This window comes from Kosakonia sp. CFBP8986, from assembly GCF_034044935.1.
GTDB classification, from domain to species: domain Bacteria; phylum Pseudomonadota; class Gammaproteobacteria; order Enterobacterales; family Enterobacteriaceae; genus Kosakonia; species Kosakonia cowanii.
The window spans coordinates 211,669-232,243 of sequence record NZ_JAXCXB010000002.1; the positions used below are offsets into that span (position 1 = coordinate 211,669).

General features: G+C 56.7%; 20 protein-coding genes. 12 read left to right on the forward strand and 8 right to left on the reverse strand.

The window, feature by feature from the left end:
* Positions 1–10: 10 nt before the first annotated feature.
* From hutU to SOM48_RS04715, 8 genes are all read left to right on the forward strand, one after another.
* Positions 11–1,696, forward strand: a complete 1,686-nt coding sequence (hutU, locus tag SOM48_RS04680) for a urocanate hydratase (protein WP_320511518.1) — start codon at positions 11–13, stop codon at positions 1,694–1,696.
* Positions 1,693–3,228 (forward strand): histidine ammonia-lyase, encoded by a 1,536-nt coding sequence (hutH, locus tag SOM48_RS04685; RefSeq protein WP_320511519.1) that lies wholly within the window; start codon positions 1,693–1,695, stop codon positions 3,226–3,228. Before hutU ends, hutH begins: the two co-directional genes overlap by 4 nt.
* 177 nt (positions 3,229–3,405) lie before the next feature.
* Positions 3,406–3,951, forward strand: coding sequence for a type IV secretion protein Rhs (locus SOM48_RS04690; RefSeq protein ID WP_225975656.1), 546 nt, complete (start codon positions 3,406–3,408; stop codon positions 3,949–3,951).
* Positions 3,952–3,954: 3 nt separating this feature from the next.
* Positions 3,955–4,311: a putative T6SS immunity periplasmic lipoprotein gene (locus SOM48_RS04695; RefSeq protein ID WP_341850043.1), complete on the forward strand. Its 357-nt coding sequence runs from the start codon at positions 3,955–3,957 to the stop codon at positions 4,309–4,311.
* A gap of 95 nt (positions 4,312–4,406) precedes the next feature.
* The gene (locus SOM48_RS04700) at positions 4,407–5,039 is read left to right on the forward strand and encodes an ECs1377 family protein (RefSeq protein WP_320511521.1); all 633 of its coding nucleotides are present in this window, start codon (positions 4,407–4,409) and stop codon (positions 5,037–5,039) included.
* A 191-nt stretch (positions 5,040–5,230) separates the two neighbouring features.
* Positions 5,231–8,446, forward strand: a complete 3,216-nt coding sequence (locus SOM48_RS04705) for a molybdopterin cofactor-binding domain-containing protein (RefSeq protein WP_320511522.1) — start codon at positions 5,231–5,233, stop codon at positions 8,444–8,446.
* Positions 8,447–8,457: 11 nt separating this feature from the next.
* Positions 8,458–8,922 carry a (2Fe-2S)-binding protein gene (locus SOM48_RS04710; protein ID WP_128482425.1) on the forward strand — a complete coding sequence of 155 codons (465 nt, stop codon included), beginning with the start codon at positions 8,458–8,460 and terminating at the stop codon, positions 8,920–8,922.
* Positions 8,923–8,935: 13 nt separating this feature from the next.
* A complete protein-coding gene (locus tag SOM48_RS04715; protein WP_320511523.1) occupies positions 8,936–9,568 on the forward strand; it encodes an NTP transferase domain-containing protein in 633 nt (210 codons plus the stop codon).
* Positions 9,569–9,574: 6 nt separating this feature from the next.
* Here the strand turns inward: SOM48_RS04715 and SOM48_RS04720 are convergent, their stop codons facing one another.
* Positions 9,575–10,450, reverse strand: a complete 876-nt coding sequence (locus SOM48_RS04720; RefSeq protein WP_320511524.1) for a LysR family transcriptional regulator — start codon at positions 10,448–10,450, stop codon at positions 9,575–9,577.
* Positions 10,451–10,565: 115 nt separating this feature from the next.
* On the opposite strand from SOM48_RS04720, the gene SOM48_RS04725 reads away from it, so the two are divergent.
* Entirely contained in the window at positions 10,566–11,795 is a 1,230-nt protein-coding gene (locus SOM48_RS04725; protein WP_320511525.1) for an alpha/beta fold hydrolase, read from the forward strand.
* Positions 11,796–11,849: 54 nt separating this feature from the next.
* Here SOM48_RS04725 and SOM48_RS04730 read toward each other — a convergent pair whose 3' ends face one another.
* Both SOM48_RS04730 and SOM48_RS04735 read right to left on the reverse strand, forming a co-directional pair.
* On the reverse strand, positions 11,850–12,788 hold the full coding sequence (locus SOM48_RS04730) for an omptin family outer membrane protease (RefSeq protein WP_320511526.1): 939 nt from the start codon (positions 12,786–12,788) through the stop codon (positions 11,850–11,852).
* Between the two features lie 268 nt (positions 12,789–13,056).
* Complete coding sequence (locus SOM48_RS04735) at positions 13,057–14,310, reverse strand: mechanosensitive ion channel family protein (RefSeq protein ID WP_076770229.1); 1,254 nt, start codon at positions 14,308–14,310, stop codon at positions 13,057–13,059.
* Between the two features lie 214 nt (positions 14,311–14,524).
* Here SOM48_RS04735 and SOM48_RS04745 point away from each other — a divergent pair, with 214 nt between their 5' ends.
* Positions 14,525–15,538 (forward strand): zinc-dependent alcohol dehydrogenase family protein, encoded by a 1,014-nt coding sequence (locus SOM48_RS04745; RefSeq protein WP_289743568.1) that lies wholly within the window; start codon positions 14,525–14,527, stop codon positions 15,536–15,538.
* Between the two features lie 63 nt (positions 15,539–15,601).
* On the opposite strand, the gene SOM48_RS04750 is transcribed toward SOM48_RS04745, so the two are convergent.
* The 3 genes from SOM48_RS04750 to SOM48_RS04760 form a co-directional block, all read right to left on the reverse strand.
* Positions 15,602–16,504, reverse strand: coding sequence for a pyridoxal-phosphate dependent enzyme (locus SOM48_RS04750; protein ID WP_139567679.1), 903 nt, complete (start codon positions 16,502–16,504; stop codon positions 15,602–15,604).
* Positions 16,505–16,590: 86 nt separating this feature from the next.
* The gene (locus tag SOM48_RS04755) at positions 16,591–17,001 is read right to left on the reverse strand and encodes a VOC family protein (RefSeq protein ID WP_320511527.1); all 411 of its coding nucleotides are present in this window, start codon (positions 16,999–17,001) and stop codon (positions 16,591–16,593) included.
* 44 nt (positions 17,002–17,045) lie between these two features.
* Entirely contained in the window at positions 17,046–17,534 is a 489-nt protein-coding gene (locus SOM48_RS04760; RefSeq protein WP_054803843.1) for a DinB family protein, read from the reverse strand.
* 517 nt (positions 17,535–18,051) lie between these two features.
* Here SOM48_RS04760 and SOM48_RS04765 point away from each other — a divergent pair.
* Positions 18,052–18,267 carry a hypothetical protein gene (locus SOM48_RS04765; protein WP_054803842.1) on the forward strand — a complete coding sequence of 72 codons (216 nt, stop codon included), beginning with the start codon at positions 18,052–18,054 and terminating at the stop codon, positions 18,265–18,267.
* 39 nt (positions 18,268–18,306) lie between these two features.
* Here the strand turns inward: SOM48_RS04765 and SOM48_RS04770 are convergent, their stop codons facing one another.
* Positions 18,307–19,182, reverse strand: coding sequence for a LysR family transcriptional regulator (locus tag SOM48_RS04770; protein ID WP_320511528.1), 876 nt, complete (start codon positions 19,180–19,182; stop codon positions 18,307–18,309).
* 108 nt (positions 19,183–19,290) lie between these two features.
* Here SOM48_RS04770 and SOM48_RS04775 point away from each other — a divergent pair, with 108 nt between their 5' ends.
* Positions 19,291–20,157, forward strand: coding sequence for an SDR family oxidoreductase (locus tag SOM48_RS04775; RefSeq protein ID WP_312201371.1), 867 nt, complete (start codon positions 19,291–19,293; stop codon positions 20,155–20,157).
* A gap of 45 nt (positions 20,158–20,202) precedes the next feature.
* Here SOM48_RS04775 and SOM48_RS04780 read toward each other — a convergent pair whose 3' ends face one another.
* Positions 20,203–20,514 carry an EthD family reductase gene (locus SOM48_RS04780; RefSeq protein WP_054803840.1) on the reverse strand — a complete coding sequence of 104 codons (312 nt, stop codon included), beginning with the start codon at positions 20,512–20,514 and terminating at the stop codon, positions 20,203–20,205.
* Between the last annotated feature and the right edge of the window lie 61 nt (positions 20,515–20,575).

A 20,575-nucleotide genomic window follows, 5' to 3' on the forward strand; every position in this document is an offset into this window, starting at 1 on the left:
GAGAACAACGATGTCGCATACCCCCTCTCGCCCGCAGGCGATCCGCGCCCCGCGAGGCACGGCGCTGACGGCCAAAAACTGGCTGACCGAAGCGCCGCTGCGCATGTTAATGAACAACCTCGACCCGGAGGTGGCGGAAAACCCGCAGGCGCTGGTGGTGTATGGCGGTATCGGACGCGCGGCGCGTAACTGGGAGTGCTATGACGCCATCGTTCAGGCGCTGACGAATCTGGAAAACGATGAAACGCTGCTGGTGCAGTCCGGCAAGCCGGTCGGCGTGTTTAAAACCCATGAAAATGCACCGCGCGTACTGATTGCCAACTCTAACCTCGTGCCGCACTGGGCCACCTGGGAACACTTTAACGAGCTGGATGCGAAAGGGCTGGCGATGTATGGCCAGATGACTGCCGGAAGCTGGATCTATATCGGCAGCCAGGGGATCATCCAGGGCACCTATGAAACCTTTGTTGAAGCCGGGCGTCAGCACTACGGCGGTGATTTAACCGGGCGCTGGGTGTTAACCGCCGGGCTGGGCGGCATGGGCGGCGCACAGCCGCTGGCGGCGACGCTGGCCGGTGCCTGTTCGCTGGTGATTGAGTGCCAGCAGAGCCGCATCGATTTCCGCCTGCGCACCCGCTATATCGACGAGCAGGCCAGCTCCCTCGACGACGCGCTGGCGAGAATCAAACGCTACACCGCTGAGGGCAGGGCAGTTTCCGTGGCGCTCTGCGCCAACGCCGCCGAAGTGTTGCCCCAACTGGTGCAGCGCGGCGTGCGCCCGGACATGGTCACCGATCAAACCAGTGCCCACGACCCGCTACATGGCTACCTGCCAAAGGGCTGGACATGGGAAGAGTATCAACACAAAGCCGAATCCGATCCGCAACAGACCGTGCAGGCAGCAAAAGAGAGCATGGCGGAGCACGTCAACGCGATGCTGGCGTTTCAGAAGATGGGCGTGCCGACTTTTGATTACGGCAACAACATTCGTCAGATGGCGAAAGAGATGGGCGTCACCAACGCCTTTGATTTCCCCGGTTTTGTCCCGGCGTATATTCGCCCACTCTTCTGCCGCGGCATTGGCCCGTTCCGCTGGGTGGCGCTCTCCGGCGATGCAGAAGATATCTACAAAACCGATGCCAAAGTGAAAGCGATGATTGACGATCCGCACCTGCACCGCTGGCTTGATATGGCGCGCGAGCGCATCAGCTTCCAGGGCTTACCGGCGCGCATCTGCTGGGTGGGGCTGGAGTGGCGACAAAAACTGGGGCTGGCGTTTAACGAAATGGTGCGCAGCGGCGAAGTTTCAGCGCCGATTGTGATTGGCCGTGACCACCTCGACTCCGGCTCGGTTGCCAGCCCGAACCGCGAAACGGAAGCGATGCGCGACGGCTCCGATGCCGTCTCCGACTGGCCGCTGCTCAACGCGCTGCTTAACACCGCCAGCGGAGCCACCTGGGTTTCGCTGCACCACGGTGGCGGCGTCGGCATGGGCTTTTCACAGCATGCGGGGATGGTGATTGTCTGCGACGGCAGCGATGAAGCGGCGGCGCGGATTGCCCGCGTACTGCATAACGATCCGGCCACCGGCGTAATGCGCCACGCCGATGCCGGGTATGAGAGCGCCATTGAGTGCGCGGTTGAACAGGGGCTTAACTTACCGATGGTGGCCGCCACCCAGGGGAAACGTTCATGAACATCACGCTACACCTTATTCCCGGCCAGTTGACGCTGGCGCAGCTTCGCGACGCCTGGCGTCAGCCGTTACACGTCACTCTGGATGAAAGCGCTTTTGCTGATATTGCGCAAAGCGTCGCCTGCGTAAACGCCATTATGGCTGAGGGTCGCACGGCCTACGGTATCAACACCGGCTTTGGCCTGCTGGCGCAGACGCGTATCGCCACCCAAGACCTGGAAAACCTGCAACGCTCACTGGTGCTCTCCCATGCCGCGGGCGTTGGCGAGCCGCTGGATGAGGCGATGGTGCGCCTGATAATGCTGTTGAAAATCAACAGCCTCGCGCGCGGCTTCTCCGGCATCCGTTTGCGGGTGATCCAACTGCTTATAGATATGCTCAACGCTGGTGTTTATCCGTGGATCCCGGCGAAAGGCTCCGTGGGTGCCTCCGGCGATCTCGCGCCGCTGGCGCATCTCTCCCTGACGCTGCTTGGCGAAGGTAAAGCGCGCTTTCACGGCGAGTGGCTGCCCTCCAGCGAGGCGCTTAACCGCGCCGGTCTGGTGCCGCTGAAGCTGGCGGCAAAAGAGGGGCTGGCTCTGCTGAACGGTACGCAAACCTCCACCGCTTTTGCGCTGCGCGGGCTGTTTGAAGCTGAAGATCTCTTCGCTTCGGCGGTAGTATGTGGGGCGCTGACCACCGAAGCGGCGCTCGGCTCCCGTCGGCCTTTTGATGCGCGTATTCACGACGTGCGCGGTCAGCGCGGGCAGATTGACGCCGCCGCGCTCTACCGCCATCTGCTTACCGATGACAGCGCGATTGCGCAGTCCCATCACAACTGCAACAAGGTGCAGGATCCCTACTCATTACGCTGCCAGCCGCAGGTGATGGGCGCCTGTTTAACGCAACTGCGCTTTGCCGCCGAAGTGCTGTTAACCGAAGCAAACGCCGTTTCCGACAATCCGCTGGTCTTCGCTGCACAGAATGACGTTATCTCCGGCGGCAACTTCCATGCCGAGCCGGTAGCGATGGCGGCCGATAACCTCGCGCTGGCGATTGCCGAAATTGGCGCGCTGGCGGAGCGGCGTATCGCGCTGCTGATGGACAGCCATATGTCGCAGTTGCCCCCCTTCCTGGTGAAAAACGGCGGCGTCAACTCCGGGTTTATGATTGCCCAGGTGACGGCGGCGGCGCTGGCAAGCGAAAACAAAGCGCTGGCGCACCCGCACAGCGTCGACAGCCTGCCGACCTCCGCCAATCAGGAGGATCACGTCTCGATGGCACCCGCCGCCGGTCGCCGCCTGTGGGAGATGGCAGCCAATACCCGCGGCGTGATTGCCGTCGAGTGGCTGGCCGCCTGCCAGGGGCTGGATCTGCGCGAAGGTTTAACCACCAGCTCGCTGCTGGAGCAGGCCCGCAGCCTGCTGCGCGAGCAGGTCACGCACTATGCGCAGGACCGCTTCTTCGCCCCCGATATCGAGGCCGCGATGACGCTGCTCAGCGCAGGACATCTGCGGCAACTGCTGCCAGAAATACTTTCACCTGCAAACTAAACACCCAGCCCGGCACCTACGCCGGGCTTTTTATTGCATTGCTTAAGAGAGCTAATTTGAAGTGTGAGTGGAGGCTGGTTTTCTGATAAATAGGATTTTTTTTAATATTCACCGCTAGAGTGAAAACTCATCGCCCTTTAATGTGTCGGGTCAGTATTGTTAAAGGAGAACAGACGGATGCAAAGGAATGCGGGATACAAAGAGGGCACGTTACGGCTGATGACGTTGGGTGAAATTGCAATGGCGCGACGGATCTTTGGCGACAGCATCGTTTATAGCCGTGTATGGGTTCATTGCGACAGTTATTTCCCTTTTGGATTGCAGACACCTGGTACAGCAATGGCACCAAATGGCGAACTCTGGTTTCGTAAAGAGGACTATCACGCAGACTTCTCACGTGCAGATGTTTCGGTGGAAGACAAACACATTTTTATTCATGAGCTGGGGCATGTGTGGCAACACCAGCATGGACAATGGGTAAGAGTGCGGGGCCTGGTGAGCAAATTTGCGAATTACTATTATCAGCTCGATAGGGAAAAATTGACGGATTACCCTCTGGAACAGCAAGCATCCATTATCGCTGATTATTGGCTTCTTCTGGTGTATGGGTTAAATAAATGGATATCTTTTCTTTCTTCGGATAGCCAGGGTAAATACAGCGGGAAGGATCCTATAAGTGAAATTCCGCGCTTATATCGCAAAATTGTTACCGGGCGGGAATAAATGATGAATAAAACGCTGTTGTTAATCTCTCTATTTCTTCTCGCCGGTTGCCCGGGGCCAGGCGATCGTATGATTGAGAAAATACCGGCTGAGGTAACGACAAAAGAGAATCATGTCTGTATTACCTATGCGGTGAAGCCGGGCGATCGCATCACCTCCCTGCAAATTGGCAGTGAAAGCGGGGAGACATGGTATGAGGTGTTTAATGACAAGCCGGTGCTGCCGCGCAGCGGCGAATGTCTGCCGACCTGGAATTATCCTTTCGCTAAGAGTAAAACCTATACCCTCTTTTATGGCCTGAGCAATGACAGCCAGCCCTATAAACAGCTTATCCAGGCATCATTCACCTTCGCGCCATGACGGCTATCACGGCGCGGCGATAGCGGCTTCCGGTTATGTCACGGAGTTGGTAAATTGAGCCACGGAGAGTGACTTCATACAGAAGGGAAGGCCGGGTGAGTGGGAAAATTGATTATCAGATTGAGAAATATAGCTTTGCCGATGTCGCCGGTACGCCGCGTCTGGCGCAGCAGTGGCGTGATGTGCTGGATGAGTGCCGCCAGCTTAATGCCGGAGCCGAAGAGCGGCTGCGCATTGCGCTGCTCAATGTTGATTATGTCACCAGCTTTGAGCTTCCCTTCCGTTTACTCTTGACCCGCGCGCCGCAGCTGATTGCCGCGCTGCGCGACGAATTCAGTCTGGCGCAGAAAAATATCGTGTTTAATGGCAAGCGTTTTGGCTGCGTCTACAGCCTGAAAACTGATTTAAAAGACATTCCCGATACCTTCCAGTACCGTCTTGCGACGCGTATCCGGCGCATCGATCCGACCGGTACGACGGCCGCGCCCTACCAGCAGATCGCCAAAGAGATAAAAGCCCCGCGCGAGCGGCTGAAACAGGCGCTGGAGTCTGGTTTGCAGGTCACCGCGCTGGATGGGCTGTTCTGGTTTGGGCTACAACGCATAGCCGCAGATGTGCAGCGGCTGCGCAAAAGCGGGATGGCGATCGCCACCGCTGAAACCGAGGTGTTCGACGATCTTACCGGCACCACGCGGCTGATGCCGATTTACCGCCGCGCCGAAAAATAGCCGCCGTCGGCGGTAAATTTATCAAAGTGATACTCCTTTTCCCGGCTTGATAAGGGCCGGGCGCGCATCTGCCTGCTTTTTATCCGTTATTGCCGCTTTTCGCCCTGTTTCGTCTGTTTTTTACCCAAATTGAAAGTGGCATAGCCATTGCTTATAGCAATCATCCTTTTGCTAGTGGAGAGCGCATAACAATGGAGACGGTGCTGGTTGGCAGTGAAGTAGCCCGCGTAGACGGGCTGGCCAAAGTCAGGGGAACAGCGATTTATGGCGACGATATCCGGCTGAAAAACATGCTTTACGGCGTCTGTCGCTATGTCGATATCGCTGCGGGACGCGTTGATTCAGTCGATCTCAGTGAAGCGGAAAAAGTGCCTGGCGTGGTGCGTATCGCCACCTGGAAGGATATCCCCGGCCAGCGCAAGCTGGGGGTGATCATCCCCGATTACCCGCCGATTATCGACAATGAGGTGGCCTATCGCGGCGACGTGATTGCCGTTGTGGCCGCGGAGAGCTATCAGGCCGCCTGCCTGGCGGTAGACAAAATTAAGCTCACCTATTCGCCCTGCGAGCCGATCACCTCCCCGGAGGAGGCCCTGAAACCAGGCGCGCGGCTGATCCACAGTGCGCTTGAGAGCAATGTGATCAACCGCCATCACACGGTAAAAGGGGATATTGAGGCCGGGTTTGCCGCCTCGACGAAGATCATTGAGCGCGATTATGAGGTGGGGTTCCAGGAGCACGCCTATATCGAGCCGGAGTCGATCACCGCGTGGCTGGATGATGACCAGCAGATTATGACTCTGGCGGGATCGATTCAGAATGCGCACCGTATTCGCGGCATTGTCGCCAAATACCTCGATCTGCCGCAGAGCAAGGTGAATGTAAAACGCTCGGTGCTCGGCGGCTCGTTTGGCGGCAAAGATGACATTATTGATAACCTCGCCTGCCGCGCGGCGCTGCTGGTGCAGCTGACGGGACGTCCGGTCAAGATGACCTATAACCGCGAACAGTCGATGCGCGAGAGCTATAAGCGCCACCCCTATAAATTGCATTATCGCATTGGTCTTGATGATGATGCCCGCATTCAGGCGATGCAGATCAATATCATCGCAGACGGCGGCAGCTACGCCGGGCAGACTATGTTCGTCACCTGGCGCAGCTCGGTGCAGGCGGCGGGCCCCTATAACATTCCCAACGTGCGCGTCGATATCACCGGCGTCTACACCAACAATAACTACACTTCGGCTTATCGCGGTTACGGCGCGCCTCAAATCATCTTCGCCAATGAATCCCTGATGGATGAAGTGGCAGAGATAATGGGGCTCTCGCCGGTGGAGCTGCGGCTGCGCAATATTCTGCGCCAGGGCGATACCAGCATGGCAGGTCAGCGGATGTGCGATCACACCGTCTCGGCGCAGGAGGTGCTGGAAACATCAGTGCTGAAAGCCGAGTTCGAGGCGCGGCGGGCGCACTATCAGCAGCTGAATGCCGAGGGCGGCCCGGTGCGTTACGGCATCGGCCTGGCGCTAAGCCACCGCGGCTGCTCGCTCGGTGCGGAGGGGCTGGATGCGTCATCTGCGCTGATGCAGGTTAATGCCGACGGCAGTATCAATATCTCCACTTCGGTCTCGGAGAACGGGCAGGGGTTGCAGACCACCATGTCGCTGCTGGCGGCGGAAGCCTTCGGTATACCGCTTGCGCACGTCACCTTTAGCGAACCGGCGACGGCGATGATTGCCGATGGCGGCTCTACCGTCGCCTCGCGCGGCACGTTGATGGGCGGGCAGGCGATCCTCAGCGCCGCCAATACCATTAAAAATCGGATGGCCGCCGCTATCCTGGCAACCCTGCACGCCGGTGAGATAGCGGATCTGGTATGGCGCGACGGGCACGTCTTCAACCGCCATCAGCCGCAACGCCGTCTCACGTTTCAGCAGGTGGTCGATATGACCCGCGCCACCGGCGCGAACTTATCCGCCTACGGCTGGCATGTGGCCCCGCCCATTCACTGGGATGAGGAGAAGGGGAGCGGCAGCCCCTATTTCACCTGGGTCTACGGTTGCCAGATTGCCGATGTGGCGGTCGATCTGCGCACCGGCAAAGTGACGGTCAACAGCGTGGTTGCGACCCACGATGTCGGCAAGGTGATCAACCCGGTCGGCTTTAATGGCCAGGTTTACGGCGGCGTGCTGCAAGGGATGATTGGCTACGGCATGCTGGAGGATTTCAATACCGAACAGGGGGTGGTGAAGTCGGAGAATTTCGACACCTACCTGCTGCCGACCATCAAAGATATGCCGCCAATTATCATCAACGCCATCGAAAATGCCGATAAAGCGGGGCCGATGGGAGGAAAAGTGATCGGCGAGCCGGTGCTTGAACTTGGTGCTGCGGCGCTCAATAACGCGGTCAGTTTCGCCATCGGCCGCTTTAACCGCACGCTACCGCTGACCCTTGAGCAGGTCAGGCTCGGTTATAACCTGAAAAAACCGGCACGCCAGAGCGAGCGGCTGTTCGATTGCGGCCCTAAAAAAGAGGTGCACCGGCTTAATACGGTGTCGCTGAAAGTGGCGCACACCTTAAAAGAAGCGTTAACCCTGATGGCAGAAAACGCAGCGCAGCCAATTGCCGGCGGCACGGATGTGCTGGTACAGGCGCGCCTGCGCTGTGACGCGGTGCCGCTAGTCAATATTGCCGGGCTGGCTGAACTGAAAGAGATCTTCGATCTCGACGGCGGGCTGTCGATTGGTGCCGGGGTCTGCTTCAGCGATTTGATTAAACATCCGCTGGTACAGCAGCGTTACCCGCTGCTGATTACCGCCTGCAAAACCATCGGCTCGTTACAGCTTCGCAACCGCGCCACGCTCGGTGGCAATGTGGTCAATGCCGCGCCCTGCGCCGACTCCCTGCCGCCGCTGATTATCTATGACGCGCAGGTGGAGCTGCGCAGCCTGCGTGGTACCCGCCGTCTGCCGGTGAGCGAGTTTGTCACTGATGGCTATCGCACCGGCATCGCTGCCGATGAGCTGGTCACGCGCTTTATTCTGCCGGTGCCGATGACCCAGCCGCTGGTGGAGTGCTACCTGCAACTGGGGCGGCGCAATGCGCTCAACATCACGCGGCAAAGCCTGAGCGGACAATTTCATGTCGATAGCCGAGGCACCATCCGCATCTGTCGGCTGGTCGACGGCGCGCTGATGCGAAAACCGCAGCGGCTAAGCCCGGTAGAAGAGGCACTGGTCGGCCAGCCGCTGAACGCAGCCTCGATTGATAAAGCGGCGCAGGTGTTAAAAGGGCTGGTGGATGAGGCCATTGGCGGGCGCTGGTCTGCGCCGTACAAAATCCCGGTATTTGTCGATATGTTCCGCCTGATGATGCAGGACGTAATAACCGAGCAGAGCAACTAAGGAGCGCGAAGATGCACCCAATCGAACTGAAAGTGAATGGCATCCGTATTCGCCGCGACGTGGACGATAACCTGCGGCTTATCGATCTGCTGCGCGACGACTTACGCCTGACCGGCACCAAAGAGGGGTGTTCCGTGGGCGAGTGCGGTGCCTGTACCGTAATGCTTGATGGCAAGGCGGTCTGCTCATGCCTGCTGCTCGCCGCCCAGTGTCACGGTGCGGAGGTGACCACTATCGAAGCCCTGCATCACGACCCGGTGGGCAAACGTCTGCAAAATGCGTTTGTGCGCCACGGCGGCGTTCAGTGCGGCTTCTGCACGCCAGGGGTGTTAATGAGCACTAAAGCCCTGCTGGAACTGAACCCCGCGCCGGATGATGACGCACTGAAAGAGGCGCTGGAGGGGAATTTGTGCCGCTGTACCGGCTATCAGCCGATCATCACCTCCATCAAAGCAGTGCTGAAAGGCGAGGCGTGAAAAGGGGCGAGTAATGAGTGAAAAGGCGTTGATTGAGTGCGTCATGCTGGCGGCCGGGTTATCCAGCCGGATGGGCGACTGGAAAATGATGCTGCCCTGGGGGGCGGGCACGCTGCTCGACAGTGCGCTTCGCAGCGCCTTCTCGCTCTGCGACCGGGTGATCCTGGTTACCGGGCATCGTGGCGATGAGCTGGCGCGCTACTATCGCGGGCAGCCCGCTATTACGCTTGTCCACAACCCTGATTACGCTTCAGGGATGTTCTCATCAGTAAAGTGTGGTGCGGCAGCGGTCACCTCGCGACGTTTTTTTCTGGCGCTGGGCGATATGCCGGAGGTATCGCCCGCGGTTTACAGCGCGTTATGGCAGCATGCGGATCATGACCACTGCCTGGTGCCAGGTTATGAGCAGGGCTGCGGCCATCCGGTGCTGCTCCCGGCGCAGGCGCTTGCGCTTATCAGCAACGCGCCCGCCAACAGCAGCTTAAAGACGATTGTTCGCCAGATCGGCACCTGCACGGTTGCTGTCGATGAGCCGGGGATCCATTGCGATATCGACACGCCAGCGCAGTATCGCCAGCGAACCGAGCTTAACCGCTTGCTTGATACACTGACGCGGCGGCGCATAAACCCGCATGGCGGCAGGTAATGTTCGTCAGGCCATGTTTGCCCGATTGAGGATCGTCATTAAAAACTCCGCCACCGCTTTGATGCGTGCCGAGGCGATAAGATCGGCATGAGTCACCAGCCAGAGATCTTCGCTCAGCACTTGGCCGGGTGGGATCACTTCGATTAATTCCGGCTGCTGCGCGGCGATAAAGCAGGGCAGCACCGCCAGCCCAAGCCCGGCGTTGACGGCAGAGAGCTGGGTCATCAGGCTGGTGGTGGCAAGCGCAGAGGTTTTATCTTCAACCTGTTCATCAAACCAACGGGCCGCGGGAAGATGGCTGAACGAACTGTCCCAGGTAATAAAGCGCCGCCCGCTCAAGGGGGCATCTTCTGGCGCAGGGTGAGCGCGCAGATAGCGCTCTGCTGCGTAGACCGCCGAGGCCATCACCCCGGCTTTGCGGATCTTCAGCGTGTTTTGCTCGGGGCGCACCAGGCGCAGCGCGATATCGGCATCGTTTCGTACCACCGAGACGGTGTTGACCCCGGTAATCAGCTCGAGGCGGATCGCCGGGTAATCGGCCTGGAACTGCGGCAGAGCCGGGATAATCAGGTGGTTGGCCAGCGTCTCTGCCGTCGCCAGGCGCACGGTTCCCGCCGCTTCGCCATCGCCTCCGGCAAAGGCGTGCTCCAGCGCGCCGATTCGGCTCTCCACCTCTTCGGCATAACTCAGCAGCGCCTGCCCGGCATCGGTAAGAAAGTAGCCGGTCTGATGATGCAGAAACAGGCTGGTCCGCAGGCTGCTTTCCAGCGCGTTAATTCTGCGCGATACCGTCGACTGGCTCACTTTTAACGTGGCTGCCGTTTTTGTCAGGCTGCTGGTGCGCGCAACGGCCAAAAAGAAGCGTAAATCGTTCCAGTCCATCGTCTATGTTTTCTGTTTATGCAAAATGATTCGACTATTTTATCCGTAGTTTTCAAAATATGGAAAAAATAGACTTCTGTTACGGCATTACTATTCGAAAAACAGGAGTGAGCAGATGGAAGTCACAGCGAATCAGACCCCCACCAGTGCGGTCGTGGAAACCTATCTGGCAGCTTTTGCTGCGGGCAGAGTCGATGAGATTGTCAGCCTGCTGGCCGACGATGTGGTGTGGCATATCGACGGCGAACCAGGCGTCTCGACAGTTGGATTGTTGCAGGGGCCTGAGCAGGTTCGGCGCTGGTTGATAGCCTTCCCGCAGAATTTCAGGCCACGGGAATTTGTGATTAATGAGATTATCGCGCAGCACGATAGCGTGCTGGTACTGGGGCGTTTTCGCCATACGGTGGTCAGCACGCAGCACACCGTCGGCAGCGATATGATCATTCACTTTACGGTCACCAACGGTAAGATTCGCCGGTATCAAATCTTTGAAGATTCGGCGCTGCTGGCAAGGGCTTTTGACGCGGATGATGAGTGGTCGCTGCAGCAGGTACGCATCAATGGCACGCTCTACCGTTACCGCGATATCGGCGAAGGGCCAGTGCTGCTTTTTGCCCACGGGCTTTTCGCCAGCCATCACATTTTCGCCGCACAGGTTCAGGCCCTGAGCCACGCTTATCGCTGCATCGTTGTTGATATGCCGGGACACGGCCTGAGCGGTTACGATGCCACCGGCTGGACGCTTGACGATCTGAGCCGCGAGCTGGCGCTGATGATTGATGAACTGGCGCTCGGCAAGGTCACAATCGTTGGGCAGAGCCAGGGCGCGATGGTGGCGCTGCGGCTGGCGGCGAATTATCCGAAGCTGCTGGCAGGCCTTGTGCTGATTGGCACTAGCGCGCGTGCGGAATTGCCTGAACGGCTGGAGATGTGGCGCAGGCAGCGCGAAACCCTGCTGAAGGGTTCCGATGAGGCGCGGGAGGCGCTTTTTACCACCCTTCAGTCCTATGTAAACAGTGAAGAATGGCTGCAAAACCACCCCCATGAGGCCGCCGAAGAGCGCGCCATGATGCATGCTCACAACCGCGAAGGCTTAGCGCTGGCGCTGGATGCCGCCGTGTTTGACCGGGGCGATATCACCCACCTGTTGCCGATAATCACCGCGCCGACGCTGGTTATCGTCGGGGAAGAGGACAGGGCAACCCCGGTTGAATTAAGTAAGGAGATCGCCGCGCTTCTGCCCGATGCTCAACTGCTCACGCTGGCAAAAACCGGCCACCATCCGCCAACGGAAGCCGCCGATGCGGTGACGGCGGCGATTGCCGGGTTTATTGCAGCTAAATAGCGGAGATAAAAAAGCCCCGTCAGGGGCTTAATATGCGGTGGTCATATCGCGGGTTTAGAAGCGATATTGCAGACCGGCGGTGATGGTGTAGTTTTTGTTGGCAATACCCGCAGCATCGCCACCGATGAATTCCGATCCGCCGTTGGTAGTGTCAATAACCTGCGTCCCGCCTTTGCCCTCTTTATATTTGCTGTAAGTGAACTCCGCAAACACTTTCGCATGTGGCGTGACGTAGTAACCGGCATCAAGTGACGCGCCGTAATAGCGTGAGTTACTGGTTTTATCTCGGAAGGTGAGGTCGCGCATATAGTGCTCATCGTTATCATGGGCGCGCACCCAGTCGCTGAATTTCAGCAGCGCATTGAATTCGAAATTATCAATACGGTACTGGCCCGCCAGCCCAACATAGGGCATGGTGAAGCGCTGGCTGTAACCAATCCCGCGTTCGCCTGCCGGGAAGTTACCCACTGAGGCTCCATTATTATAATCGTAAGCGCCGCCGAGCGCCGTCCAGCTGAAGCGCGTCTCCTGATAGCCTGCCACCACGCCCGCTTTATAATTCGCGTCCTGGAAAATCCAGCCTTTCAGGTTGAGATCGAACTCATTGGCGTAATTGACATCCGAATCAGGATGGGTGGAGTGATGGGTCCAGCCTGACTGGCTTTCACTCAGCCAGTCGTAATCATCCATATGGCCTGCCCCGGAGGCGAGTGACGTCCAGCCGCGGGCGTTAAGGGTTAAAAAGGAGTAGGGGTTCCAGGAGAGATCGCCTTTCACAATGGCGACATTCTTTATCTTCCAGTTAAGCTGGCTGATTTTTCTCCCTGTTGTTTCGTCATAGACTAGCTCATTCGATTTACCGCTCAGCATCCCGGCAGAGGCGGAGGCGGAAAAGCTTTCGGGAGAAAAATCGGGGATTAACTGCTCTGAGTCTGCGTACGCGGTGCCGGAAATAGCGCTTATCATCATCACTACAATACGAGTTTTTTTCATTTTTCTTTGCTCATATCACAACGGTAATAATGATTCTTGCTACGGGTATAAACTTCTGCAATGAAGTGGGGTTTTTCTTTTTTATTTTTTGATAAAGATCCTAAGTCTGAGATATATCTTTTTTTGTTCTTCTTTTTTTGGTTTATCAATTACCGATATGCGTAGTGCCTCGGGAAAATATATTTTCCCGTCGTAACGTGGCGATGTTTATCTGAGGTAAGGCGCGGGAGGGGGATCCGACCCGCACTACTGTAAGCCTTTAAGCCTGTTACCCTTCCCCTGGCGGCGCGCTTTTCTCTATCGCGTGCTGCTGCGATAAACGCCAGAAATCATGGCCTGCGGGATATTGATATAAGCGCAGGGAGAATTGTCCTGCTACCGCAGTGATATATTCAAATATCGCCGATTGCGTATTCTCATAATCTGCCCACAGGGTCGACGAGGTGAAGCAGTAAATTTCCAGCGGAATACCGGCCGGTGACGGTTTTAGTGTCCTGACGACAATGTACATCTCTTTGACAATATCCTGCCGCTCGGCGAGATAAGCCATTAAGTAGTGGCGGAAAAGCGTCAAATTCGTCAGGCCATTATCAATAAACCAGCTGTCCGCCACGCCCATCGGATCGCGGCCATCAAGCAGTTTTGACAGCGGTTCACTCACGCCGCGTATTGCCAGCATGGGAGCCAGCATCTCCTGCGAGAGAAAGGTCACCGAGTGCTGATCGATATTGGTGCTGCGCATAATGCGGCGCGCGCCGGAGGAGAACATCGCCTGCCAGTTGGTATAGGTTTCGGTAAGAAAGTTTTTCGTCGGAATACGGGAGATGGTGTTATCCCAGTTCCGGATAGTAATGGTGTGCAGCGCGATATCGGTCACTTCACCGCTGAGGTTTTTATCGGGCATCTCAATCCAGTCCCCGAGTTGCAGGACATCATTTGAGGAGACCTGCACGTTGGCGACCAGCGAAAGCAGCGTGTGTTGAAACACTAACATCAGCACTGCCGCCACGGCACCGAGGCTGGAGATAATAATCGCCGGTGATTTGTTCGACATCACCGCGAGGATCATGATCGCGGCAATAACGTGAATTAAGATTTTACCTATCTGGATATAGCCCTTAATCGAGTGATTTTTACGCTTGGTCTTGCGCAAATAAGAGCTATTAACGATATCCAGCATCTCGTTAAAAAAGACCGACAGGAAAATAAAGAACAAAATACCGCACATGGTATTTATTGCCGTTACCAGCGAGGCTGGCATATTTTCCATAAACTGCAGCAGGTAATAGACCGTAAGAACTGGCACGAAATTGGATAATTTTTCAGCGATACGGCGATCTTTTTCCAGCGGCACATCTTTTTTATGGCTGGCAAAGAAGACTTTACGAACGACCTTAATCAGCAGGAATTTGCACATCAGATGCGCAAACATGCCAGAGACGATCAGCAGAATAATATTTAAAACAATGGCCAGCGCCGGCCTGCCTTCGATAAACGTCAATAAAGAATTCAAATACGCCATTACTTATCGCCTGAACGAGTATGCCATCTGTATAAGCCCTGGCTGGCGGGCATATATACAAAAATTTAACCAATTAGCATCATGGCATAACAAGGGGATATAAGTCCACGCCGGGGGCGGTGTGTGCCCGGTCACAAAAACGCTCGCCTTTAACAAAGTGATCCTATGATTTAGGCTGGTTAACGCAAATTTACGCTGTAACAGGAGAAGCATGATGAAAGCAGTCACACTTAACGCGCCGGGCGGCCTGGAAAACATTACCGTCTCAGATATCGCCGATCCGGGCAGACCCGGCAAGGGTGAAATTCGGGTTGCGATTAAAGCCAGCTCGCTGAACTTTCATGATTTGATTGTTGCCAGCGGCCAGTTCCCGACTGAGGATGGCCGTATTCTGCTGTCCGATGGCGCGGGCGTGGTCGAAGAGGTAGGCGAGGGCGTTGAGGAGTTTGCCGTCGGCGATAGCGTGGTTTCTACCTTTTTTCCCATCTGGCTGGCAGGTAAGCCAGGCCCCGAGGTGAGCGGCTTTGCTCATACCCCCGGTGACGGCATTGACGGCATGGCGAGCGAGTACGTTGTGCGTTCGCAAAATGCCTTTACCCATGCGCCGCAGGGATGGAGCCACAAAGAGGCCGCGACCATCACTACCTCAGCACTGACCGCCTGGCGGGCGCTGGTGGTGGATGGCAACCTGAAAGCGGGCGAGACGGTGCTGGTTCAGGGCACTGGCGGCGTCTCCATCGCGGCGCTGCAAATTGCGAAAGCGATGGGCGCGAAAGTTATCGCCACCTCCTCTTCCGATAAGAAGCTCGACGTTGTGCGCGAGCTGGGCGCGGATGAGACCATCAACTACAAAACCACGCCCGAATGGGGGGATAAAGTGCTTGAACTGACCCAGGGGTTCGGCGTCGATCACGTGGTGGAAGTGGGCGGTCCGGCTACCCTGAAAGAGTCGCTGAAAGCCGTTAAAGTCGGCGGGCATATCGCGCAGATTGGTATCTTGTCCGGCGATGAGGCCAGCGTATCGGTGCTTTCATTGCTGGCGAAACAGGTGCAGATCAAAGGGGTGATTGTGGCAAGCCGCCAGGATCAGATCGATTTTGTGAAAGCGCTGGAAGTGATGAAGCAAAAGCCGGTTATCGATCGCACCTTCAGCTATGAGGCGCTGAGCGAAGCCTTTGCACACCTGCAAAGCGGTTCCCACCTGGGGAAAATCTGCGTCGAGTGGTAGCAGGCACGGCGGTAGGGGCGTGCGCCCTTACCGCCACGTTTTCACGCGCTGTGGCGCTTTTCTTCAGCCGAGCAGGCTTTCCAGCGTCACCGATGCTCCGCCGCAGACAATCACCAGCACATTATCGCTGGGGGCAAAGCGAAGTTTGTTGTCATAGAGCAGCGAGAGCGACACGCCGCAGGCAGGCTCGGTCAGCACGCGATGATCGTCCAGCAACAGGCGGCAGGCGCGCACGGCCTCAGCGTCAGAAACAACCTGGCTTCTCACCTCAAAACGGCTGGCAACGTTAAACGCATTTTCACACACCTGGCTTGCGGCAAGGGTCGTTGCGATGCCGCTCACCTTCTCCAGACGCACCAGCTTACCGGCATTAACCGAGGCGTTAAGCGACGCGGTGCCCTCGGTTTCAACGGCATAGATCGGAATATGGCTCAACTGATGTTTTTCCAGCCCCTGAGCGATGCCTGAGAGCAGGCTGCCGCCGCCGACCGAGAGGACCACGGCATCCGGGATCACGCCTGCGGCAATCACCTCATCTACCAGCGTGCTGATGCCCGCCCACAGCAACGGGTTATCAAAGGGGTGAATATAAATGACCTCATCGGTGGCTAAAGAGAGGGCATAGTCGTTCGCCTCGCTCCAGACGTTGCCGTGCACCACAAGGGTGGCCCCTTCCTGCTCAATCAGCTCTCTCGCCCGTAGGGAGGTGGTTTCAGGCACTACGACGGTGACCGGCAGGCCGAGTTTGCGACAGCTGTGCGCCACCGCGATGCCCGCATTTCCGCCCGAGGAACTGATAAAGCCTTTTGCGCCCTGTTCTGCATAATAGCGGCAGGCATGGGCCGCGCTGCGAAGTTTGAACGAACCGGTGGGCTGGGCAGACTCCATTTTCAGCCACACATTGCATCCGCTGCGCTGGCTCAGCGGCAGTGAGTGCAGCAGTGGGGTCTGAATACTGATTTCCATGACATCGAATCCTTATGCATAAGCCCATACGAGAAAGGCCGTTCTGGAAAGGTTTTTAAGCCTGACCAGTAATAACACAAGAACTATCAGGCTGGGTTATCTATTTCCGGGTGCCACGGATGGCATACGCAGGCCAGTTTGTGCCCCTGCGGATCCCGCAGATAGGCAACATAGAAATCTGGCCCATAGGCTTCTCGGAGACCAGGCGCGCCCTCATCGCTGCCGCCATTTTCCAGCCCTGCGGCATGAAATTGCCTTACCTGCTCTGCGCTGCGTGCCCGGAAGGAGAACATCGTCCCGTTACCCGGCGTGGCCCTTTTTTTATCGAACGGCGGGCAGATGCAAAAACTGAACCCCTGGTCTGGCGGCTCGCCCCACATCGCCCAGGTTTCACTCCACGCAGGAGTGCGCGGCACGCCCAGCACTGCGAAAATCGCATCATAGAAACGCGTCATCGACGGTAAATCGTCGGTGCCTATGGTTGTGTACATCAGCATGGTTTGGCTCCTGGCTTCCTTTCTATAAAAAAGGGATGAAACCGTCAGTGATTATGGTCCCGCAGAAAAACCGTCAGCACATCCTTCGGCGCGACGCCGCCGCACTCTGAAATCATCCAGCCGACCGCGCCGCGGTGATAGGTACCATGAAACAACACATGGTTAAGCATATCGATGGCGCGCATCTCGCCGTGACCACCGTCGACAAAACGGAAGGTGATGACTTTTTCAAGATCGCTCGAAATGAGGGCGTCAACATGCTGGATATACCACGCGGCGCAGTCGGCCATCTTCACTTCAAGCTCTTCCAGGGTAGGCGTTTCCGGGGTATTTAGCGCAGTGTAGCCATGCTGCTGACCGGTGAGATTGGCTCTGAAAATCATGTCGACGACATAAATATGGTTCATCAGCCTTATCATCAGGTGGCGCTTTTGCGGGTGCGCCGATTCGTCGATCGCCTTGATGGCTTTCAGGGTTTCGCCATCCATCCAGCGCTTAAATTTCACCAGGCTAACCAGTGTGTCCTTATCCATCTTCTGCTCCACATGTGACTGAAGCGATATCATACCTCGCGGGGACTGTTTAGCTGAGTAGATCCTTAAGCAAAAACCAGGGGGGTGGCATCGGCATATTTCAGCGAGCGGCGCTGGTTAACATGTCGAAAAAGGCCGGGGCGTTAAGGTTTTTCTAAGCTTTCTTCGTCACACTGGGGGTATAAAGCGCACATGGTTTCGGTGCCATTGTCGGATTATAGTCGGCAGGAGATGATGTCCCCTGCCACTTTTTTAACTTTTTATTCGCCAGAAAGATTATTTCGTCACTCCTTTTTTATTTTCCATTGTCATAAAACCTTCAGCTGTATCAATATCTAACATCTTCTTTAAAACCGAAAAAATATTTAACTCACCTTCAGACAATCCTCATTAAATAGTGATGATTTTGCAGGTAAATTACTTTATAAATATATGGGACAACATCGCAGACCTTGCTCACGTAACTGCTCGGGCAGCGAGTAATTACGGGTGTGGCATCTACGCGGGAGGGAAGTGAATGGATATCATAAGTTCAGAACGTGTAAGTGAAGTCTATATGGTTATCGGGCACGCGGTATCCTCGTTAATTTCAGCGGGAAAACGCGTTGAAAAAGAGGGGATTCTCGAGCAGTTGCAAAAGGGAAAAGCGCAGGCGGTGGATGGGATGAACGACGTGTATGAATCCGCTATTCGCCTCGTTGCCAGCGAGGGCGTTGCCGTCAGCGAGCAGTGATTGGCACCGATGCAACTGTTATTACGCTTCCCGCTCGCCTCAGGTTGAGAACCAGCCAGCGGGATAGTATTCGCAGATAAACTCCACAAAGGCTTTCACTTTCGGGCTCTGCAGCCGACGCGATGTGTGCAGCACCCACAGCTCGGTAAGCGTTTCGGCCTCTCCCCAACTTATCAATTCACCTCTCGCAAGATAAGTGCTGACGATCGACTTCGGCACCATCGCCGCACCGGCTCCGGCCAGCACCGCATCGCGGACGGTCAGCAGTGAGGAGAGGCGCATTACCGGCTGCGGAGTAAAGCGGTGCTGCCCGTTCTCAACGATCCAGTCACTCCCTTCAATATGCGTTGACATCACTACGGCCGGGATCGTCGGCACGCTTTGCCTATCCGCAACGGGCAGGCTGATAGCAGGCGCGGCGACCAGCACCAGCTTGTCCCTGGCGAAGCATCGGCCAACCAGCGAGCTGTTTGCCTGCGGGTTTATGCGGATCGCCACATCAAACTGCTCCTCCACTAAATCGCTCATGCGGTTTTCCGAGACAACCTCAATATGGATATGCGGATAGCGCTGGCGAAATTCCGCCATCAGCCGCCCCAGCGCCAGCTGCGAAAAGAGCAGCGGGGCAGCAACGCGCAGCCATCCTGCTGGCGCGGCATTATCTTCCCGCGCCGATTCAACCGCTTCATCAATTTCACGGATGGCGCCCAGCGTGCGCGCCAATAGACGTTCGCCCGCCTCGGTGATTTTCAGCTTCTGGCCGCCGCGCTCCACCAGCCGCACGCCCAGCACCTCTTCGAGATCGGTCAGCCTGCGCGAAAGGGTGGCTTTAGGTTTACCGCTTGCGCGGCTGGCGGCGCCAATCCCGCCCGCTGCCGCGATAAGGTGAAACTCTTTTAAGGCGTTGATATCCATTAGCTGTCTCATTTTTGGAACAGAGTGTGCAAATAATAGCCTCTTCCGGGCAAAAATGGATCGGGATAGTCTCTGGTTACACCCACCAGACAGTACGGAGTAAACATCATGACTATTCTTGTTACCGGAGCGACCGGCCGTGTTGGCCGCCACGTTGTTGACCAGCTGCTTCGCCGCGGCGCTGATGTCCGCATATTGACCCGCGATCCCGTAAAAGCCGGTTTTGCTGACAATGTGGAGGTTGTTAAGGGCGATCTGCTGGATATCGATGCCCTGCGCGCCGCTTTTAGCGGCATCAGAACCCTGTTTTTACTCAATGCGGTTGCCGCCGATGAATTTACCCAGACGCTGATTACGCTCAATATCGCCCGGGAAGCTGGCGTCGAGCGCGTGGTTTATCTCTCGGTTTTTGGCGCGGATGCCGCCGTCAATGTGCCGCATTTCGCGGTTAAATACGGTGCCGAGCGCATGCTGACCGCGATGAACTTCAGCGCCACCATTCTGCGCCCCACTTACTTTATCGATAATGAGGCGATGATTAAGGAGGTGGTCGTTAACCACGGCGTTTACCCGATGCCGATTGGCAGCCGCGGGCTGGCGATGGTGGATACGCGTGATATCGCCGAGGTGGCGGCTATTGAGCTGCTTCGGCGCGACCAGGCGAGCGAGAAGCTACCCGTCGAGACCATTAATCTCGTTGGCCCCGATATGCTGACCGGTAATGATGCGGCGGCAATCTGGCGCGATGTGCTTGGGCGCGAGGTGATGTATGGCGGAGACAGCCCGGATGCCTTTGAGGCTGGCATGGCAGAATTTATGCCGAAATGGATGGCCTATGAAATGCGCCTGATGGCCGAGCGCTACGTCAGCCACGGCATGATCCCAAATGAGGGCGACCGGGAGCGGCTGGTGGCACTGCTTGGCCGCCCGCTGCACACCTACCGCGACTTTGTGGCGGCACTTGCCGCACAGTAAAAATGAGACGGCCGGTGGCTGCGCACCGGCCTTATTATTTCGCGCTTAAAGCGCAACGGCGCGCAACATGCTCGGCGTCAGATCGGTAAAGTGCGGCACATCGCCCGTCACTTCTGGCGCTTCTGGCGAGTTAAACGCCGCTTTCATCGCCTCCTCATCGCGGAAAACGCACTCGGCGATGGCGACGGTTCCCGTCTGCTCAACGGCCGGGAAGAGGGCGGCGGCGCTGAGCAGGCCATAGGGCTGGAACGCTTTGATCACCAGCGGAATATGACTGTTGACGTAGTAGTCCCGGTCAAAACGGCTCTGCGGATCGCCGTAATAGGTGACGTATAGCGTGAAGGTTGAAGTGCTCATTGTGTGACCTCTTTGATAACTGGTTTCCATTCGTTTAAGCCGCTGAAAGTGTAGCTGGCAT

Coding starts and splice junctions, on each gene's coding strand:
- hutU (WP_320511518.1), top strand. CDS start 11: ATGTCGCATACCCCCTCTCGCCCGCAGGCGATCCGCGCCCCGCGAGGC.
- SOM48_RS04695 (WP_341850043.1), top strand. CDS start 3,955: ATGAATAAAACGCTGTTGTTAATCTCTCTATTTCTTCTCGCCGGTTGC.
- SOM48_RS04710 (WP_128482425.1), top strand. CDS start 8,458: ATGCACCCAATCGAACTGAAAGTGAATGGCATCCGTATTCGCCGCGAC.
- SOM48_RS04770 (WP_320511528.1), bottom strand. CDS start 19,182: ATGGATATCAACGCCTTAAAAGAGTTTCACCTTATCGCGGCAGCGGGC.
- SOM48_RS04750 (WP_139567679.1), bottom strand. CDS start 16,504: ATGGAAATCAGTATTCAGACCCCACTGCTGCACTCACTGCCGCTGAGC.
- SOM48_RS04705 (WP_320511522.1), top strand. CDS start 5,231: ATGGAGACGGTGCTGGTTGGCAGTGAAGTAGCCCGCGTAGACGGGCTG.
- SOM48_RS04755 (WP_320511527.1), bottom strand. CDS start 17,001: ATGCTGATGTACACAACCATAGGCACCGACGATTTACCGTCGATGACG.
- SOM48_RS04715 (WP_320511523.1), top strand. CDS start 8,936: ATGAGTGAAAAGGCGTTGATTGAGTGCGTCATGCTGGCGGCCGGGTTA.
- SOM48_RS04690 (WP_225975656.1), top strand. CDS start 3,406: ATGCAAAGGAATGCGGGATACAAAGAGGGCACGTTACGGCTGATGACG.
- SOM48_RS04760 (WP_054803843.1), bottom strand. CDS start 17,534: ATGGATAAGGACACACTGGTTAGCCTGGTGAAATTTAAGCGCTGGATG.
- SOM48_RS04765 (WP_054803842.1), top strand. CDS start 18,052: ATGGATATCATAAGTTCAGAACGTGTAAGTGAAGTCTATATGGTTATC.
- SOM48_RS04745 (WP_289743568.1), top strand. CDS start 14,525: ATGAAAGCAGTCACACTTAACGCGCCGGGCGGCCTGGAAAACATTACC.
- SOM48_RS04780 (WP_054803840.1), bottom strand. CDS start 20,514: ATGAGCACTTCAACCTTCACGCTATACGTCACCTATTACGGCGATCCG.
- hutH (WP_320511519.1), top strand. CDS start 1,693: ATGAACATCACGCTACACCTTATTCCCGGCCAGTTGACGCTGGCGCAG.
- SOM48_RS04735 (WP_076770229.1), bottom strand. CDS start 14,310: ATGGCGTATTTGAATTCTTTATTGACGTTTATCGAAGGCAGGCCGGCG.
- SOM48_RS04720 (WP_320511524.1), bottom strand. CDS start 10,450: ATGGACTGGAACGATTTACGCTTCTTTTTGGCCGTTGCGCGCACCAGC.
- SOM48_RS04775 (WP_312201371.1), top strand. CDS start 19,291: ATGACTATTCTTGTTACCGGAGCGACCGGCCGTGTTGGCCGCCACGTT.
- SOM48_RS04725 (WP_320511525.1), top strand. CDS start 10,566: ATGGAAGTCACAGCGAATCAGACCCCCACCAGTGCGGTCGTGGAAACC.
- SOM48_RS04730 (WP_320511526.1), bottom strand. CDS start 12,788: ATGAAAAAAACTCGTATTGTAGTGATGATGATAAGCGCTATTTCCGGC.